This window comes from Burkholderia sp. MSMB2157WGS (genome assembly GCF_001532755.1).
Classification (GTDB): Bacteria; Pseudomonadota; Gammaproteobacteria; order Burkholderiales; family Burkholderiaceae; genus Burkholderia.
In genome coordinates, this window is sequence record NZ_LPJG01000005.1 from 213161 (window position 1) to 230974 (window position 17814).

The 17814-nt window shown below is 68.3% G+C and carries 15 protein-coding genes and 1 riboswitch; of the genes, 12 read left to right on the forward strand and 3 right to left on the reverse strand.

Annotated elements, in window-relative coordinates:
• The first annotated feature begins 152 nt into the window (after positions 1 to 152).
• The 8 genes from flhB (at position 153) to metF (ending at position 9694) form a co-directional block, all read left to right on the forward strand.
• Positions 153 to 1352, forward strand: a complete 1200-nt coding sequence (gene flhB / locus WT53_RS02370; RefSeq protein ID WP_034209570.1) for a flagellar biosynthesis protein FlhB — start codon at positions 153 to 155, stop codon at positions 1350 to 1352.
• On the forward strand, positions 1349 to 3451 hold the full coding sequence (gene flhA, locus WT53_RS02375; RefSeq protein WP_034209569.1) for a flagellar biosynthesis protein FlhA: 2103 nt from the start codon (positions 1349 to 1351) through the stop codon (positions 3449 to 3451). The genes flhB and flhA overlap by 4 nt, the downstream gene beginning before the upstream one ends.
• Positions 3448 to 5151, forward strand: a complete 1704-nt coding sequence (flhF, locus tag WT53_RS02380; protein ID WP_034209568.1) for a flagellar biosynthesis protein FlhF — start codon at positions 3448 to 3450, stop codon at positions 5149 to 5151. The genes flhA and flhF overlap by 4 nt, the downstream gene beginning before the upstream one ends.
• The gene (locus WT53_RS02385) at positions 5144 to 5962 is read left to right on the forward strand and encodes a flagellar biosynthesis protein FlhG (protein ID WP_027806797.1); all 819 of its coding nucleotides are present in this window, start codon (positions 5144 to 5146) and stop codon (positions 5960 to 5962) included. The genes flhF and WT53_RS02385 overlap by 8 nt, the downstream gene beginning before the upstream one ends.
• 22 nt (positions 5963 to 5984) lie before the next feature.
• Entirely contained in the window at positions 5985 to 6719 is a 735-nt protein-coding gene (locus tag WT53_RS02390; RefSeq protein ID WP_006484033.1) for an RNA polymerase sigma factor FliA, read from the forward strand.
• Positions 6720 to 6816: 97 nt separating this feature from the next.
• A riboswitch (S-adenosyl-L-homocysteine riboswitch) is annotated at positions 6817 to 6935 on the forward strand.
• A 32-nt stretch (positions 6936 to 6967) separates the two neighbouring features.
• Complete coding sequence (gene ahcY, locus WT53_RS02395) at positions 6968 to 8386, forward strand: adenosylhomocysteinase (RefSeq protein WP_034209567.1); 1419 nt, start codon at positions 6968 to 6970, stop codon at positions 8384 to 8386.
• A gap of 93 nt (positions 8387 to 8479) precedes the next feature.
• Complete coding sequence (locus WT53_RS02400) at positions 8480 to 8833, forward strand: phage holin family protein (RefSeq protein ID WP_006477367.1); 354 nt, start codon at positions 8480 to 8482, stop codon at positions 8831 to 8833.
• Between the two features lie 30 nt (positions 8834 to 8863).
• A complete protein-coding gene (metF, locus tag WT53_RS02405) occupies positions 8864 to 9694 on the forward strand; it encodes a methylenetetrahydrofolate reductase [NAD(P)H] (protein WP_034209566.1) in 831 nt (276 codons plus the stop codon).
• 98 nt (positions 9695 to 9792) lie between these two features.
• On the opposite strand, the gene WT53_RS02410 is transcribed toward metF, so the two are convergent.
• Positions 9793 to 11271, reverse strand: coding sequence for an amidase (locus WT53_RS02410; protein ID WP_034209565.1), 1479 nt, complete (start codon positions 11269 to 11271; stop codon positions 9793 to 9795).
• 79 nt (positions 11272 to 11350) lie between these two features.
• Positions 11351 to 12043 (reverse strand): dienelactone hydrolase family protein, encoded by a 693-nt coding sequence (locus WT53_RS02415; protein WP_034209564.1) that lies wholly within the window; start codon positions 12041 to 12043, stop codon positions 11351 to 11353.
• Positions 12044 to 12267: 224 nt separating this feature from the next.
• Between WT53_RS02415 and WT53_RS02420 the strand changes: the two genes are divergently transcribed.
• The gene (locus WT53_RS02420; protein WP_034209853.1) at positions 12268 to 13350 is read left to right on the forward strand and encodes a nitronate monooxygenase family protein; all 1083 of its coding nucleotides are present in this window, start codon (positions 12268 to 12270) and stop codon (positions 13348 to 13350) included.
• 438 nt (positions 13351 to 13788) lie between these two features.
• Positions 13789 to 14931 carry a branched-chain amino acid ABC transporter substrate-binding protein gene (locus WT53_RS02425; RefSeq protein ID WP_034209563.1) on the forward strand — a complete coding sequence of 381 codons (1143 nt, stop codon included), beginning with the start codon at positions 13789 to 13791 and terminating at the stop codon, positions 14929 to 14931.
• 89 nt (positions 14932 to 15020) lie between these two features.
• Here WT53_RS02425 and WT53_RS02430 read toward each other — a convergent pair whose 3' ends face one another.
• A complete protein-coding gene (locus tag WT53_RS02430) occupies positions 15021 to 16238 on the reverse strand; it encodes an MFS transporter (protein ID WP_034209852.1) in 1218 nt (405 codons plus the stop codon).
• A gap of 242 nt (positions 16239 to 16480) precedes the next feature.
• On the opposite strand from WT53_RS02430, the gene WT53_RS02435 reads away from it, so the two are divergent.
• Both WT53_RS02435 and WT53_RS02440 read left to right on the forward strand, forming a co-directional pair.
• Positions 16481 to 17140 carry a HugZ family protein gene (locus tag WT53_RS02435; RefSeq protein WP_034209562.1) on the forward strand — a complete coding sequence of 220 codons (660 nt, stop codon included), beginning with the start codon at positions 16481 to 16483 and terminating at the stop codon, positions 17138 to 17140.
• A gap of 360 nt (positions 17141 to 17500) precedes the next feature.
• Positions 17501 to 17794: an H-NS family nucleoid-associated regulatory protein gene (locus WT53_RS02440; RefSeq protein ID WP_034209561.1), complete on the forward strand. Its 294-nt coding sequence runs from the start codon at positions 17501 to 17503 to the stop codon at positions 17792 to 17794.
• Positions 17795 to 17814 lie beyond the last annotated feature (20 nt).

Consider the following 17814-nt stretch of genomic DNA (forward strand, 5'->3'; position numbering starts at 1 on the left):
CGCCCCCGATCCGACAGCGTTTGCGGCGGCTCGCCCGATTCCCCGAAATACCCCCCTTTCCCGGCTTTGCTCGACCGATCGGCGTTTGACGCCTCCATGAATAATCGGTGTCACTGGAAAGCGGCATTCCGCCGTACCCGACCGGAGGCCCCGTGGCAGACGAGAGCGATCTCGACAAGACCGAAGCCGCCACTCCCAGGCGCCGCGAGAAGGCGCGCGAGGAGGGGCAGGTCGCGCGTTCGCGCGAACTGGCTTCGTTCGCGCTGCTCGCGGCGGGGTTCTACGGCGCATGGCTGCTCGCAGGCCCGTCGGGCGGCCATCTGCAGGCGATGCTGCGCGGCGCGTTCACGTTCGATCGCGCGACCGCGTTCGACACCAACCGGATGCTGTCGGCGGCCGGCAGCGCGAGCCTCGAAGGCTTCGCCGCGCTGCTGCCGCTGCTCGCGCTCACCGGCGTCGCCGCGCTGCTCGCGCCGATGGCGCTCGGCGGCTGGCTGATTTCGCCAAAGACGTTCGAGCTGAAGTTCGACCGCCTGAACCCGATCTCGGGCCTCGGCCGGATCTTCTCGATCCAGGGGCCGATCCAGCTCGGGATGTCGATCGCGAAGACGCTGGTCGTCGGCGGGATCGGCGGCATCGCGATCTGGCGCAGCAAGGACGAACTGCTCGGTCTCGCGACGCAGCCGCTCGGCGCCGCGCTGCCCGATGCGCTGCATCTGGTCGCCGTGTGCTGCGGCACGACGGTCGCCGGGATGCTGGTGGTCGCCGGGCTCGACGTGCCTTACCAACTCTGGCAGTACAACAAGAAGTTGCGCATGACGAAGGAAGAAGTGAAGCGCGAGCATCGCGAGAACGAAGGCGATCCGCACGTGAAGGGGCGGATCCGCCAGCAGCAGCGCGCGATCGCGCGCCGCCGGATGATGGCGGCCGTGCCGAAGGCCGACGTGGTCGTCACGAACCCGACGCACTTCGCGGTCGCGCTGCAATACACGGACGGCGAGATGCGCGCGCCGAAGGTCGTCGCGAAGGGCGTGAACCTCGTCGCCGCGCGCATCCGCGAGCTCGCGGCCGAACACAACGTGCCGCTGCTCGAAGCGCCGCCGCTCGCGCGTGCGCTGTATCACAACGTCGAACTCGAGCGCGAGATCCCCGGCTCGCTGTACTCGGCGGTCGCCGAAGTGCTCGCGTGGGTGTACCAGCTCAAGCGCTTCCGTTCGGAAGGCGGCGCGTTCCCGGCGGTGCCGGTCGATCTCGACGTGCCGGCCGAACTCGACAAGGGCGCGTCGGTGTCCGCCGACGACGAGCGCGAAGAAGCCGAAGACACGCTCGGCAAGCAAGGGAACGCAGCATGAGCACCCCGACCACCGGCCTGTTCGCGAAGCGCCCGAACCCGTTCGCGGGCACGAACCTGCGCGCGCTCGCGGGCCCGATCCTCATCTGCATGATCCTGGGGATGATGATCCTGCCGCTGCCGCCGCTGCTGCTGGATCTGCTGTTCACGTTCAACATCGCGCTGTCCGTGATGGTGCTGCTCGTCAGCATGTACACGATGAAGCCGCTCGACTTCGCGGCGTTCCCGAGCGTGCTGCTGTTCTCGACGCTCCTGCGCCTGTCGCTGAACGTCGCGTCGACGCGCGTCGTGCTGCTCGAAGGGCACACCGGGCCGGACGCGGCCGGCCAGGTGATCGAGGCGTTCGGCCACTTCCTCGTCGGCGGCAACTTCGCGGTCGGCATCGTGGTGTTCGTGATCCTGATGATCATCAACTTCATGGTGATCACGAAGGGCGCGGGGCGGATCGCCGAAGTGTCCGCGCGCTTCACGCTCGACGCGATGCCCGGCAAGCAGATGGCGATCGACGCCGACCTGAACGCGGGCCTCATCAACGAGGAACAGGCGCGCAAGCGGCGCCTCGCGGTATCGCAGGAAGCCGAGTTCTACGGGTCGATGGACGGTGCGTCGAAGTTCGTGCGCGGCGACGCGATCGCCGGCCTGATCATCATGGCGATCAACGTGATCGGCGGGCTGATCGTCGGGATGGTCCAGCACGACATGTCGTTCGCCGCGGCCGGCACCAACTACACGCTGCTGACGATCGGCGACGGCCTCGTCGCGCAGATCCCGTCGCTCGTGATCTCGACCGCGGCCGGCGTGATCGTGTCGCGCGTCGCGACCGACGAGGACATCGGCACGCAGATCACCGGCCAGTTGTTCACGAACCCGCGCGTGCTGAACATCACCGGCGCGATCATCGCGCTGATGGGGCTGATCCCCGGGATGCCGCACTTCGCGTTCCTCGCGCTCGGCGGCGGCGCGATCTGGCTGGCGCGCACGCAGACGAGGCGCGCGGCGGCCCGCAAGGCGGCCGGCGACGTGACCGACATCGCGCCGCCCGCCGTGCTGCCGGCCGACAGCCACGAAGCGACGTGGGACGACGTGCAGCTGATCGACCCGCTCGGCCTCGAAGTCGGCTACCGGCTGATTCCGCTCGTCGACAAGAACAGCGACGGCGAGCTGCTCAAGCGCATCAAGAGCATCCGCAAGAAATTCGCACAGGAAATCGGCTTCCTGCCGCCGGTGATCCATATTCGCGACAACCTCGAACTGCGGCCGAACGCGTACCGGATCGCGCTGAAGGGCGTCGAGATCGGCGTCGGCGAAGTGTTCCCGGGCCAGTGGCTCGCGATCAACCCGGGCCAGGTGACGGCCGCGCTGCCGGGTGCCGTCACGCAGGATCCCGCGTTCGGGCTGCCGGCCGTATGGATCGACGTCGCGCTGCGCGAGCAGGCGCAGGTGTACGGCTACACGGTGGTCGACGCGAGCACGGTCGTCGCGACGCATCTGAACCATCTCGTCGTCCAGCACGCGGCCGAGCTGCTCGGCCGCCAGGAAGTGCAGGCGCTCGTCGAGCGCACCGGCAAGGACGCGCCGTCGCTCGTCGAGGATCTCGTGCCGAAGACGATCTCGCTCACGACGCTGCAGAAGGTGCTGCAGAACCTGCTCGAGGAAGGCGTGCCGATCCGCGACATGCGCACGATTCTCGAGGCCGTGTCCGAGCATGCGGGCCGCGGCGACGCGTACGAGATCACGGCCGCGGTGCGGCTCTCGCTCGGCCGCGCGATCACGCAGCAGTGGTATCCGGGCGCCGGCGAAATGCAGGTGATGGGCCTCGACGCGAATCTGGAGCGCGTGCTGTCGCAGGCGCTCGCCACCGGCGCGAACCCGGGCCTCGAACCCGGCCTCGCGCACAACCTTCTGACCGGCACGCAGCAGGCGATGCTGCGTCAACAGAATCTCGGGCTGCCGCCCGTGCTGCTCGTGCAGCACGCGCTGCGCGCGATGCTCGCGCGTTTCCTGCGCCGCAGCCTGCCGCAATTGAAAGTGCTGTCGTATGCCGAAGTGCCGGACACGCGCACGATCAAAGTCGTTAACGTCATCGGGGGTTCCGCTTGAACATTCGCAAATTCACCGGCGCAACGAGCCGCGACGCACTTCGTCTCGTGCGCGAGGCGCTCGGCGCCGACGCGGTCGTGCTGTCGAACCGCACGCTCGATGACGGCAGTGTCGAAATCGTTGCACTCGCCGATTCGGATCTCGCCGCGGTGGCGCCGCCGGCCGCGCGTCCGCGTCTCGCGACGTCGCGCCAGCCGGAATCCGTGCCGGCCGCCGCCGTGCCGGGCATCGTGTCGCGCCCGGGCATCGCGCCGCGCCCGGCCGTCAATCCGTATGCGGCGGGCGCAGGCGGGCTGCCGGACGTGTTCTCGTCCGTGTTCGGCGCGAGCGCCGACGCGCAAGAGGCTGACGGGCACGCTTCGTCGATCGATGCGGACGAGCCGGCGGCGGCGTCTTCGATCGCGGCGGCGACTGCCGGTACGCCCACCGCCGGTACGCCGGCCGCCGGCGCCCCGGCCGCTCCTTCCGAACCCGCGCCGTGGCTGGTCGAGCACGCGAAGCGCCTGACGCAGCAGCGCGACGCGCTGATGGCTCGCGCGCAGGCGCCGGCCGAGCCGCGGGCGAGCGCGCCCGCGCCGCAAGCCGCGGCCGCCACGAAGCGCGCCCCCGACACGGGCGTCGCGTACGCCGGCAAGGCGACGGAGCGCGCGCGGCTGTCCGCGGACACGGCCGCCGCGGTGGCCGATGCGGTGAAGTCGCGCATCGAGCGGATCGTCAACGACACCGTGATGCACGAGCTCGGCGAGCTGCGCGGGATGATGGCGGAGCAGTTCGACAGCCTGATGTGGCACGACCGCCAGCGTCGCAGCGCCGTTCACGGCGCGCTGACGAAGCACCTGTTCGCGGCCGGCTTCTCCGCGCAGCTCGTGCGGATGCTGGTCGACAACCTGCCGTCCGGCGACGGCGCGCAGACTTTCGAGCAGGCCGCCGAATGGGCGCAGTCGGTGCTCGCGTCGAACCTGCCGGTGCTCGACAGCGAGGACGCGCTGATGGAGCGCGGCGGCGTGTTCGCGCTGATGGGGCCGACGGGCGTCGGCAAGACGACCACCACCGCGAAGCTGGCGGCGCGCTGCGTGATGCGCTTCGGCGCGAGCAAGGTCGCGCTGCTGACCACCGACAGCTACCGGATCGGCGGCCACGAGCAACTGCGCATCTTCGGCAAGATTCTCGGCGTGCCGGTTCACGCGGTGAAGGATGCGGGCGACCTCGCGCTCGCGCTGTCCGAGTTGCGCAACAAGCATATCGTGCTGATCGACACGATCGGCATGAGCCAGCGCGACCGCGCGGTGTCCGACCAGATCGCGATGCTGCACGGCGCGAACGCGCCGGTGCAGCGCCTGCTGCTGCTGAACGCGACGAGCCACGGCGACACGCTGAACGAAGTCGTGCAGGCGTACCGCAGCGCGGGCGAGCATCCGAACCTGGCCGGCTGCATTCTCACGAAGCTCGACGAGGCGACCCACCTCGGCGGCGTGCTCGACACGGTGATCCGCTACAAGCTGCCGGTCCACTACGTGTCGACCGGCCAGAAGGTGCCGGAGAACCTGTACGTCGCATCGACCCGATTCCTGCTGAAGAGCGCGTTCTGTGTGCCGCGCGACGGCTCGCCCTTCGTGCCGCAAGACGAGGACATGCCGACGCTGCTTTCCGCACTGACCGCACGTTCCACCGCCGAGCTGCACGAGGTGCGATTTGGATAAACGGATCATCGACCAGGCAGAAGGGCTGCGGCGCCTGCTGGCCGGGCGCGCGTCGCGCATCGTCGCGGTGACGGGCGGCCCGGCGGGCGTCGGCTGCACGTCCACCGTGGTGAACCTCGCGGCGGCGCTCGCGTCGCTCGGCAAGGACGTGCTCGTCGTCGACGAGCGCGCCGACGTGCATTCGGCCAGCGCGACGCTCGCCGGCGCGTGGCTGCGCGACGGCGAACGCACGCGGGTGGCGGCCGGCTTCGGCCTGTGCGGCGCCGCGCGGCTCGCGCGCGCCGGCTACAGCGACGCGCAACTGAGCGACTTCATCGACGGCCCGGCCGACATCGTGCTCGTCGACGCGCAGCTCGGCGCCGACGGCTCGTTCTCGGCGCTCGCGCGCGAAGCCCACGACGTGCTGGTCGTCACGCGGGTCGCCGCGCAGGCGATCACCGAGGCGTACGCGTGCATGAAGCGGCTGCATTTCGCGCACGCGTTCGCGCAGTTCCGTGTGCTGACCAACCAGGTCGGCAGCCACGCGGACGCGAAGACGGCCTTCGACAATCTCGCGGGCGTCGCGAGCCGCTACCTGACCGTATCGATCGCCGACGCGGGCTGCGTGAGCGCCGATCCGCTCGTCGAGCACGCCCGCGAACTGATGCATGCGGTGGTCGACGCGTTCCCGTCGTCGGCTGCCGCGCGCGACTACCGGCAGATTGCCGCCGACCTGTTGTACTGGCCGATGCGCCCGCGTTCGGGCGCGGGCCGCGCGGTCCACGCCGGCGGCAAGCCGTCGTACGAGGCGGGCGCGGCACACGCCGCGTGAGCGCCACCCGAAGGAGGGAGCCATGATGTACAACGCTCAAGGAAAGATGTCCCAGGCCGACGTGCTCGCGCAATACGCGCCGCTCGTGCGCCGCCTCGGGCTGCAGCTCGTCGCGAAGATGCCGGCGAGCGTCGATCTCGACGACCTGATCCAGGCCGGCATGATCGGCCTGATGGACGCGGCCGGCCGCTACAAGGAAGACCAGGGCGCGCAGTTCGAGACCTACGCGACGCAGCGCATCCGCGGCGCGATGCTCGACGAGCTGCGCAGCAACGACTGGCTGCCGCGCAGCCTGCGCAAGACGTCGCGCGAGGTCGAGCACGCGGTGCACCAGGTCGAGCAGCACCTCGGCCGCTCGGCGAGCGAGACCGAGATCGCGCAGCACCTGAACATGCCGCTCGACGAATACCAGGGGATGCTGCAGGACCTGCACGGCAGCCAGCTCATCTACTACGAGGATTTCGACCGCGCGGCCGACGACGAGCCGTTTCTCGACCGCTATCGCGTCGATCACGCCGATCCGCTGTCGGCGTTGCTCGACGAGCACCTGCGCGAGGCGCTCGTCGAGGCGATCGAGCGGCTGCCGGAGCGCGAGAAGCTGCTGATGTCGCTGTACTACGAACGGGGTCTGAATCTGCGCGAGATCGGCGCGGTCCTCGAGGTGAGCGAATCGCGCGTGTGCCAGTTGCACAGCCAGGCCGTCGCGCGCCTGCGTGCGCGGCTGCGCGAACAGGCGTGGGTCGGCGCGGAGTCCTGACCCTTTGGAACGGCCGCGCGCGCCGACGCCGCGCGCCCGTGCCGCGGTTGCTCGGCGCTTGCGCATTTCGCGCGCCGATTTGCTACAATCCCCTCCGTTTTCCGAGGAGCGTTGCGACGGACCATCCAGCGTCCGCCAGGCTCGGAAGGCTTCACCAAGCAGCCGTGCAGCGATTGTTCCGCGCCGGCCCCGCTTCCTGAACGGCGCTCACGTCACCAATCTAGAAACTTTTTAGAAAGGAGGGCGTGATGAACGCCATTATCGATTCCAAGGCTTCCCACGATTACGTCGTCGCCGACATGGCGCTGGCCGGCTGGGGCCGCAAGGAACTGAACATCGCCGAGACCGAAATGCCGGGCCTCGTGCAGATCCGCGACGAATACAAGGCGCAGCAGCCGCTGAAGGGCGCGCGCATTGCCGGTTCGCTGCACATGACGATCCAGACGGGCGTGCTGATCGAGACGCTGAAGGCGCTCGGCGCGGACGTGCGCTGGGCGTCGTGCAACATCTTCTCGACCCAGGATCACGCGGCGGCCGCGATCGTCGAAGCCGGCACGCCGGTGTTCGCGTTCAAGGGCGAATCGCTCGACGAATACTGGGAGTTCTCGCACCGCATCTTCGAATGGCCGAACGGCGAATTCGCGAACATGATCCTGGACGACGGCGGCGATGCCACGCTGCTGCTGATCCTCGGCTCGAAGGCCGAGAAGGACCGTTCGGTGATCGCGAAGCCGACCAACGAGGAAGAAGTCGCGCTGTACAAGTCGATCGCGGCGCACCTCGACGTCGACGCGAACTGGTACTCGAAGCGCCTCGCGCACATCAAGGGCGTGACCGAAGAAACCACGACCGGCGTGCATCGCCTGTACCAGATGGAAAAGGACGGCCGCCTGCCGTTCCCGGCGTTCAACGTGAACGATTCGGTCACGAAGTCGAAGTTCGACAACCTGTACGGCTGCCGCGAGTCGCTCGTCGACGGCATCAAGCGCGCGACCGACGTGATGATCGCGGGCAAGGTCGCGGTCGTCGCGGGCTACGGCGACGTGGGCAAGGGTTGCGCGCAATCGCTGCGCGGCCTGGGCGCGACCGTGTGGGTCACCGAAATCGATCCGATCTGCGCGCTGCAGGCGGCGATGGAAGGCTACCGCGTCGTGACGATGGAATACGCGGCGGACAAGGCCGACATCTTCGTGACGGCGACCGGCAACTACCACGTGATCAACCACGATCACATGAAGGCGATGCGTCACAACGCGATCGTCTGCAACATCGGCCACTTCGACTCGGAAATCGACGTCGCGTCGACGCGCCAGTACCAGTGGGAAAACATCAAGCCGCAGGTCGACCACATCATCTTCCCGGACGGCAAGCGCGTGATCCTGCTGGCCGAAGGCCGCCTCGTGAACCTCGGCTGCGCGACCGGCCACCCGTCGTTCGTGATGTCGAACTCGTTCGCGAACCAGACGCTCGCGCAGATCGAACTGTTCACGCGCGGCGAGCAGTACGAGAACAAGGTGTACGTGCTGCCGAAGCATCTCGACGAAAAGGTCGCGCGCCTGCACCTGGCGCGCATCGGCGCGAACCTGTCGGTGCTGTCGGACGAGCAGGCCGCGTACATCGGCGTGCAGAAGGACGGCCCGTTCAAGCCGAACCACTACCGCTATTGATGCGCTGCCGCCGCGCCGTGCGCGCCCGTTGCGGGCGCACGGCGCGGCGGCGCTCACCGATCGTACCGATCGACAACCGAACCGGAGCCCTCCATGAGCGTCATCCTCACCTGGGTCATCAACGCGCTCGCGTTGCTGATCATCACGTACCTCGTGCCGTCGATCCACATCAAGAGCTTCGGCACCGCGCTGATCATCGCGGTCGTGCTCGGGCTGATCAACACGGTGATCCGGCCGGTGCTGATCCTGCTGACGCTACCCGTCACGATCGTCACGCTCGGGGTGTTCATCCTCGTCGTGAACGCGCTGTGCTTCTGGTTCGCGTCGTCGCTGCTGAAGGGCTTCGAGGTGTCGGGGTTCTGGTCCGCGTTCTTCGGTTCGATCCTGTACAGCATCGTGTCGTGGCTGCTGTCCGCCCTGATCTTCGGCCAGCGCGACATCGGCTGAGGGCGGGCACGGGCCCAACCCCATCGAATCATGAAACCGATCGAACTCTCGTTTGAATTCTTCCCGCCGAAGACGGCGGACGGCGTCGACAAGCTGCGCGCCACGCGCGCGCAGCTGCTGCCGCTGAAGCCGAAATTCGTCTCCGTGACGTTCGGCGCCGGCGGATCGACGCAGCAGGGCACGCTCGATACCGTGCTCGACATGCAGAAGGACGGCCTCGAGGCCGCGCCGCACCTGTCGTGCATCGGCTCGTCGCGCGACAGCCTGCGCGCGATTCTCGACCAGTACCGCTCGCACGGCATCCGGCACATCGTCGCGCTGCGCGGCGACCTGCCGTCGGGGATGGGCGCGGTCGGCGAGCTGCGCTATGCGTCCGAGCTCGTCAGCTTCATCCGCGCCGAGCATGGCGACTGGTTCCACATCGAGGTCGCGGGCTACCCGGAGTACCACCCGCAATCGCGTTCGCCCGCAGCCGATCTCGAGAATTTCGCGCGCAAGGTGAAAGCCGGCGCGAATTCCGCGATCACGCAGTATTTCTTCAACGCGGATGCGTATTTCCGCTTCGTCGACGATGCGCGCAAGCTAGGCGTGGACGTGCCGATCGTGCCGGGCATCATGCCGATCACGAACTTCTCGCAGCTGATGCGCTTCTCCGAGATGTGCGGCGCCGAAGTGCCGCGCTGGGTCGCGCGCCGGCTCGAGAGCTTCGGCGACGATCGCGAGTCGATCCGTGCGTTCGGCGCGGACGTCGTCACGAGCCTGTGCCAGCGCCTGATCGACGCGGGCGTGCCGGGGCTGCACTTCTACACGCTGAACGCAGCGGCCGCGACGCGGACGATCTGCGAACGGCTCGCGGTGTAAGCGCCGTCACGCGGTTGCATGCGCAACGGCCCCGCCGGTTCGTGCCGGCGGGGCTTTTTTTATCGTGGCGCGTGACGCGTGGCGCAAACGTGCGCGCGTCAGCGCTGCGCCTGCATCAGCGGCGGGCGGCGGTCGAACCACGGCCGCGCCTGTTCGAGCTGCCGCGCGAGCCGGAGCAGCAACGCGTCGTCGGCATGGCGCGCGGCGAACTGCACGCCGATCGGCAGCCCGCGCGCATTCCAGTACAGCGGCACCGACATCGCCGGCTGGCCGGTCAGGTTGAACAGCTCGGTGCAGCCGGCCCACGCGAACGCCTTCTCCGACGACTTCGCGAGCATTTCCTTCAGCAGCGGTTTCACCGGCAGCGCGGCGAGCAGCTTCATCTGCGCGGATTCGAACGGCGTCGGCTGCAATTCGCCGATCTTCACCGGCGGCCCGGCGAGCGACGCGCACAGGATCGCGTCGTAGCGCGACACGAGGCCGGCGACCTGCACGGTGAGCTGGCGCTGCCATTCGAGCACGTCGGGCAGCCGCGTGCGCGCGAGGCGGCGGCCGACCACCGCCATCGCCCAGGTCGCGGCCTCGAATTCGCCGCGCCGCGGCGTGCGACCGGTCAGTTCGCGCGCGCCGAGCACCATGTCCTCGGCGATCGTCGCCCACAGCGTCAGGAAGGTTTCGGCCGCGCGCGCGTAGTCGATTGGCAGCGTCGCCGGCTCGACGTGATGGCCGAGCGATTCGAGCAGCGCGGCCGCATCGTCGAGCGCCGCGCGCGTGTCGTCGGCGAGCGCCGGCGCGAGCATCGGATCGATGACGAGGCCGATCCGCAGCGGGCCGGGCGGCGTATCGAGCGCGCCGAGGAAGGTGCCGGGCGCGCCGGGCGGCAGTGTCTGGCCGGTCGTCACGTCGAGCAGCAGCGCACTGTCGCGCACGCTGCGCGACACCGCGTGCTGGACGACGAGTTCGCCGTTCGACGGCAGGTCGACGAGCACCGGGTTGCGGCTCGGCTTCAGGCCGAACAGCCCGCAGCACGACGCCGGAATGCGGATCGAGCCGCCGCCGTCGGACGCATGCGCGAGCGGCACGATGCCGGCCGCGACGGCTGCCGCCGCGCCGCCGCTCGAACCGCCGGGCGTGTGATCGAGGTTCCACGGGTTGCGGCACGCACCGAACAGTTCCGGTTCCGTGTACGGCATCTGGCCGATCTCGGACGTGTTGGTTTTGCCGAATACGTTGAGGCCCGCCGCGCGGCTGCGCGCGATCACCGGCGAATCGTCGGCCGGCACGAAGTAACGGTAGTGCCGGCTGCCCATCGACAGCGGCAGCCCGGCGACCGCCGCGCCGAGATCCTTGACGAGATACGGGACGCCCGCGAACGGCGCGTCGGCGCCCGGCTCGGGCGCGGCCGCCGCACGCTGGCGCGCGGCTTCGTAGTCCTGCAGCACGATCGCGTTGATCGCGCCGTTGACCGCTTCGGCCTGGCCGATCGCGGCGTCGAGCAGTTCGCGCGGGCTGGCGCGGCGCTCGCGCACGAGCGCGGCGAGGCCGATTGCATCATGCGCGAGATAGTCCGAGTGCATCGCGGCCCCCCGTTGTCACGCGTGGCGATGGTGCGAGCATAACGCGGGCCCGGCGTGGCGGGCCCGCGGCCGTGCCTTTTTAAAGGTGCTCGGCGAGGAAGGTCAACGTGCGGCCGTGCGCGAGCGCCGCCGCGCGCTGGTTGTACGAGGCGCGGTCCGTGCAGTTGAAGCCGTGCTCGGCGCCCGGGTACACGTGGAACGACGCATCGCCGTGGCCGGCGAACGCGGCCTTCACCTGGTCGACGGCGGTGAGCGGAATGGCGTGGTCGTTTTCCGCGTAGTGGAACAGGATCGGCTGCTTGATCTGGCCGGCGAGATCGAGCGCGTTGTGGATGCCGCCGCCGTAATAGGACACCGCCGCGTCGAGCTTGCCGGTCGCCGCCGCGCGGTACGCGAGCTGGCCGCCGAAGCAGTAGCCGATCGCGGCGAGCTTGCCGCCCACTTCGGGGCGCGCGCGCAACGCGTCGGCCGCCGCGCCGATGTCCGCGACCGCGAGACCCACGTCGGTCTTCTTCATCAGCTCGATGCCCTTGTCGCGATCCGCGCCGTCGTAGGTCAGCTCGACGCGCGGCTGCGTGCGCCAGAACACGTCCGGCGCGAGCGCGACGAAGCCGTCGGCCGCATACTGGTCGGCGACCGAACGGATGTGTGCGTTCACGCCGAAGATTTCCTGGATGATGATGACGGCAGGGCCCCTGCCGCGCTTGGGCAGTGCAAGATAGCCGCCGAAGCTGTCGTTACCGGTCGGGATGTCGATCCATTGGGCAGTCACGTTTTGAACTCCTGGCGTACGGGGTGCGCGAGGCGCCCCGGGGAATGAATAGAGGGCGGCCTAGTGTGCCACCGATCGTCCGGTGCTGCAGCGCGCGCGGCCGCTTCTCGCGCAGCGATCGTTTCGATCTCGATTATTCATTTTTCGGCGCCGGCCGGCTTCGATACAGTCGATGTGTCGGCCTTTACAAAGCGCTTTCGCGCATCGTCTTCGAAGGATTCGCCATGTCTGTCCGCTCGTTTTCCACGCCCTTTTCCGAACGTTTCGGCCTGCGCCTGCCGCTCGTGCAGGCGCCGATGGTCGGCGCGACCACGACCGCGATGGTCGCGGCCGCGTCGAACGCCGGTGCGCTCGGCAGCCTCGGCGCCGGCGCGCTCGCGCCCGAACGTATCGAAGCCGAAGTCGCCGCGATCCGCGCGGCGACCGATCGCCCGTTCGCGATCAACCTGTTCGTGCTGCCCGATGAAGCCGCGCCCGACGCGGCGACCGTCGCGCGCGCGCTGGCCGCAATCGATCCGCTGAACGCCACGCTCGGCTTGCCGCCGGGCACGGCGCCCGCGCGCTACGCGCCCGATTTCCGCGCGCAGCTCGATGCGCTCGTTGCGCTGCGCGTGCCGGTCGCGAGCTTCACGTTCGGCGTGCTCGACGCGGCCGACGTCGCACGCCTGAAAGCCGCCGGCACGTATGTGATCGGCACCGCGACGCACGTGGCCGAAGGGCTCGCGTGGCAGGCGGCCGGCGCCGACGCGATCTCCGCGCAAGGCGCCGAGGCGGGCGGCCATCGCGGCACCTTCATCGGTTCCGCCGACGATGCGTTGATCGGCACGCTCGCGCTCGTGCCGCAGCTCGTCGACGCGACGGGCCTGCCCGTGCTCGCCGCGGGCGGGATCATGGACGGCCGCGGCATCGCGGCCGTGCTCGCGCTCGGCGCGCAGGCCGCTCAACTCGGCACCGCGTTCCTCACGTGCGCGGAAAGCGCGATCGCGGCGAACTGGAAGGCACGGCTGCTCGCGAGCGCCGATACGTCGACGCAGGTCACGCGCGCGATCACCGGCCGTCATGCACGTGGGCTGCGCAACGCGTTGATGGCGCGGCTCGGCGAGCACGTGGCGGACGTCGCACCGTATCCGATACAGAACGCGCTGACCCAGCCGCTGCGCCAGGCCGCCGCGCGCGCGAACGACGGCGACTACCTGTCGCTGTGGGCGGGACAGGGCGCGCCGCTCGCGCGGCGGCGCGGCGATGCGCTGACGACGTCGCAACTGGTCGCCGCGCTCGACGCGGAATGGCGTGCAGCGGCCGCCTGACCGCTGCTTCATCCGCCAGAACGATCGATACCGGACGACGAAACGCGCGTGGTGTCACGCGCGTTTCATTCAACGATCCAGGGCACAAAATACCGAATCGAAATGCCCTCGCGAATAGGTTGAAACGCCCTTTCGAAAGTCTCTTCCGACTTAGCGGAAACCCTTATCCGTCGGGGCTTGCAGCGTTATTCGAGTCATCCTTCCAAAGCATGCATATCGGTAGTGTTACCACTACCCCAAAAAAGTCCCACAAATTAATTTGATCACCTACACTTGCGCGCAAGTACGGGCGGGCGGCCGCTAAAAGCGGCGGTTTTCACGTGCTTGAGGCCAAGTGCATGAACGATGCAACCGGCGAATCGTCCAGTGATGGCAAACACGGGGATGGCAGCGGGGCACCGGGCGATGGCGTTTTTTGGGACCGAACTGGAGACTTACATGAATATCAAGATGCAAAAGCTGTTGCCGATCACCGCAGCGGCGATGCTGTGCGCTGCAGCTGCAAGCAACGCGTCCGCCGATCAAGTCGTCAAGATCGGCCACGTCGCGCCGTTGACGGGCGGCATTGCACACCTGGGCAAGGACAACGAAAACGGCGCGCGTCTCGCCGTCGAGGAAATCAACGCGAAGGGTCTCACGATCGGCGGCCAGAAGATCACGCTGCAACTCGATCCGCAGGATGACGCCGCCGACCCGCGGCAGGCGACGCAGGTTGCGCAGAAGCTCGTCGACGACAAGGTCGTCGCGGTGGTCGGCCACCTGAACTCGGGCACGTCGATCCCGGCCTCGAAGATCTACAGCGATGCGGGCATCGTGCAGATCTCGCCGTCGGCGACCAACCCGGCGTACACGCAGCAAGGTTTCAAGACCACGTACCGCGTGGTCGCGACCGATGCGCAGCAGGGCCCGGCACTGGCGAACTACGCGCACTCGAAGGGCATCAAGAGCGTGGCGGTGGTCGACGATTCGACCGCGTACGGCCAGGGTCTCGCGAACGAGTTCGAGAAGAAGGCGAAGGCGCTCGGCCTGAAGGTGATGTCGCACGACGCGACGAACGACAAGGCGGTCGACTTCCGCGCGATTCTGACCAAGATCAAGGGCGAGAACCCGGACGCGATCATGTACGGCGGCATGGACGCCACCGGCGGCCCGTTCGCGAAACAGGCGAAGCAGCTCGGCCTGCGCGCGAAGATCTTCGCCGGCGACGGCGTGTGCACGGAGAAGCTGGCCGACCTGGCCGGCGACGCGACCGACAACGTCGTGTGCTCGGAGGCCGGTGCATCGCTCGAGAAGATGCCGGGCGGTGCCGCGTTCAAGGCGAAGTACGAGAAGCGCTTCGGCCAGCCGATCCAGATCTACGCACCGTTCACGTATGACGCCGTGTACATCATCGCCGACGCGATGAAGCGCGCGGACTCGACGGACCCGGCGAAGATCCTCGCGGCGATGCCGGCGACGAAGTACACGGGCGTGATCGGCACGACGACCTTCGACTCGAAGGGCGACCTGCAGCACGGCGTGATCTCGCTGTACAACTACAAGAGCGGCAAGAAGTCGCTGCTCGACGAAGTGAAGATGTAACGCGACCAGCGGTCAACAGCAGGGGTGAAAGCGCGCATGCGGCCACGCAGGCGCGCTTTCTTTTTGGGCCGGCGTGCGCCGCCGCGCCGTCAGATTTTCAGGTGCGCGAGCACCCTCGGCGCGACGAGCGCGACGAGCGCCGCGCACAGTGCGACGACCGACAGGCCGATCGTCAGGTTCGCGGCCTGCGCGACGGCGCCGATCACGACCGGACCGAACAGCAGCCCGAAATACGCGAGCCCGGCCACGTGCGCGAGCCCTTCGGCCGCATGGATGCCTTTCACGCGCGCGGCGGCCGCGAACAGCACGGGCATCATGTTGGCCAGCCCGAGGCCCATCAGCGTGAAACCCGTCAGCACCGCGACCGGATTCGGCAGCAGCAGCGCGCCGATCATCCCCGCGCACGCGAGCGACGCACTCGCGAACACGAGCTGCGGCGCGCCGAAGCGGGCGCGCACGGCGTCGCCCGCGAAGCGCGCGACGGCCATCCCGCCGGAGAACGCCGCGTACGCGGCGCTCGCGAGCGCCGGGCTCGCCGCGACCACGTCGCGCATGTAGACCGTCGCCCAGTCGTACATCGCGCCTTCGGCGACCAGCGCGATCAGCGCGATGCCGCCGAGCATCCACAGCGCGGGCGAGCGCCAGCGGTTGCCGCCGCCGTGCGCCTGTTCGTGATGCGGCACGTGCGGCAGCACGGCCGGGCTCGCGGCCACGAGCACCGCGGCGCTCACCGCCGCCGCGAGCGCGAGATGCGCGACCGGCGCCATGCCGGCCGACAGCAGCGCGCCGCCGGCCGCCGCGCCGGCCATCCCGCCGATGCTGAACATCCCGTGCAGCGACGACATGATCGGCTTGCCGAGCGCGATTTCGACCGCGCTGGCCTCGGCGTTCATCGCGACGTCGAGCGTCGCCATCGAGAAGCCGAACAGCGCGAGCACCGGGAGCAGCAGCCAGTAGTCGGGCACGACGAGGATCAGCGCCGCGCACGCGGACATCACGAGCCCGCCGGCGAGGCACGCGGTGCGCGAGCCGACGCGCGCGATCCAGCGCGCGATGGTCAGCATCGCGGCGATCGATCCGCCGGCGACCGCGAACAGCGCGATCGACAGCAGCCCGGGGCTCAGCGCGAACTTGTCGCGCACGGTCGGCACGTGCACGCCCCACGACGCGTACATCATGCCGGCGACGAAGAACAGCGCCATCGATGCCGTGCGCGCACGCCGGCGGGCGGGCAGCGGCAGCACGCGATGCGCGTCGGGCGGCGCGGCGAACGGGGACGACGATTCAGGGGAGGAGGATTCGGACACGGGAAGGCTCGCCAGGAAAATGCGCGGGCGCACACGGCGCCCGTCGGATCTGTCCGATTCTATCGAACCGCTTACGTTCTTGCCGGGCGATGGCCGTTCGGTCGATGCCCGGGCGATCGGGCCATCCTGCGGCGGCGGCCCGGTGTCGCATCGGCCGTTCGGCCGATGCGCAACGCACGGCGAGCGCGGGTAACATCGAAGCGATGCCCGCCGCGCCGCCTTTCGACCGCAGGAGTTCCCCCTTGAACATCGATCCCGCCTTCGCCTTGCATCTGCTGCACCGCTGCGCGCTCGGCACGCTCGCCACCCATGCGCGCGAACCACAGGGCTTCCCGTATCCGACGGTCGTGCCGTTTGCACCCGATGCAAGCCATCGGCCCGTGATCCTGGTGAGCGGCCTGGCCGAGCACACGCGCAATCTCGCCGCCGATCCGCGTGCGGGTTTCCTCGTCGTCGATGCGAGCGGCGGCGAGGTCCTGAATGCCGAGCGCGCGACGCTGCTGGGCCGGTTCGTGCCGCTCGGCGACGATCCGCACGTCACCGCGCGTTACCTGCGCTACGAACCGGACGCCGCGCGCTATCTCGCGCTCGGCGATTTCGCGTTCTGGGCGCTCGAGATCGAGCGGCTGCGCTATATCGGCGGGTTCGGGCGGATGGGCTGGGTCGACGGCACGCATCTCGATGCGCTGCCGCCGCTCGCTTTCGACGACGAACAGGCGCTGTGGCGTGCCTACGAGGCGAGCGACGCATACCGCGACGGGCTCGACCTGCTCGGCGTCGATCGTCATGGCGCAGACTGGCGATGCGACGGGCGCCGCGTGCGCACGCCGTTCGAGTCGCCTTCGGCCGATACCGGTGCGCTGCACGAGCGGCTGATCGCCTGCGCAAAGGATGTGACGTGACGTCACGGGTCAGGGATTTGTCCGTTTAGCAAACTGCGTCATGTGGTTTTTGCAAAACTGTCGTCCGATGAAAGCTTTGATTTTCTCGAATGCAGGGTAATTGCGTATGTTGATAGACCGAATAGTCGATCGCTAATGTCCTAATCTCTATGCAGGAGCGTAAAAATTTGAGAAAAGGCCGCGGCCGGTCAAAATGACATGCGCGAATTCCAATTGGCCTCGGGATTTTCATGAATCTCGCTTCTATCAAATCTTTTTTGTGCTAATCTCTGCCTTCGAAAATCCGAGGCACATATATTTCATGAATGGTGAGCTGGCTGCAGACCGGCGCCATTGGTCAGATAGATAGAAAGGGAAACTATGTCTTCTTACAAGGACCTGCTGGCCCAGCGGGAGAAGCTGGAGAAGCAAATCGAAGAAGCGAAGTCGCGTGAATACGCTGAAGTGCTGAATGACGTGAAGCAGAAAATTGCCGACTACGGCTTTTCGCTCGCCGAACTCGGTCTCAGCCGCGCGAAGGCCGGCAAGGTCGGTCGTCCGCGCGCAGGCGTGGCCGCCAAATACCGCGATCCGGAAACGGGCGCGACGTGGTCGGGGCGTGGCAAGCCGCCGCGCTGGATCGCCGGCAAGAACCGCGATCAGTTTGCGATTTAAACGTTCGTTTAAGTTGCTCG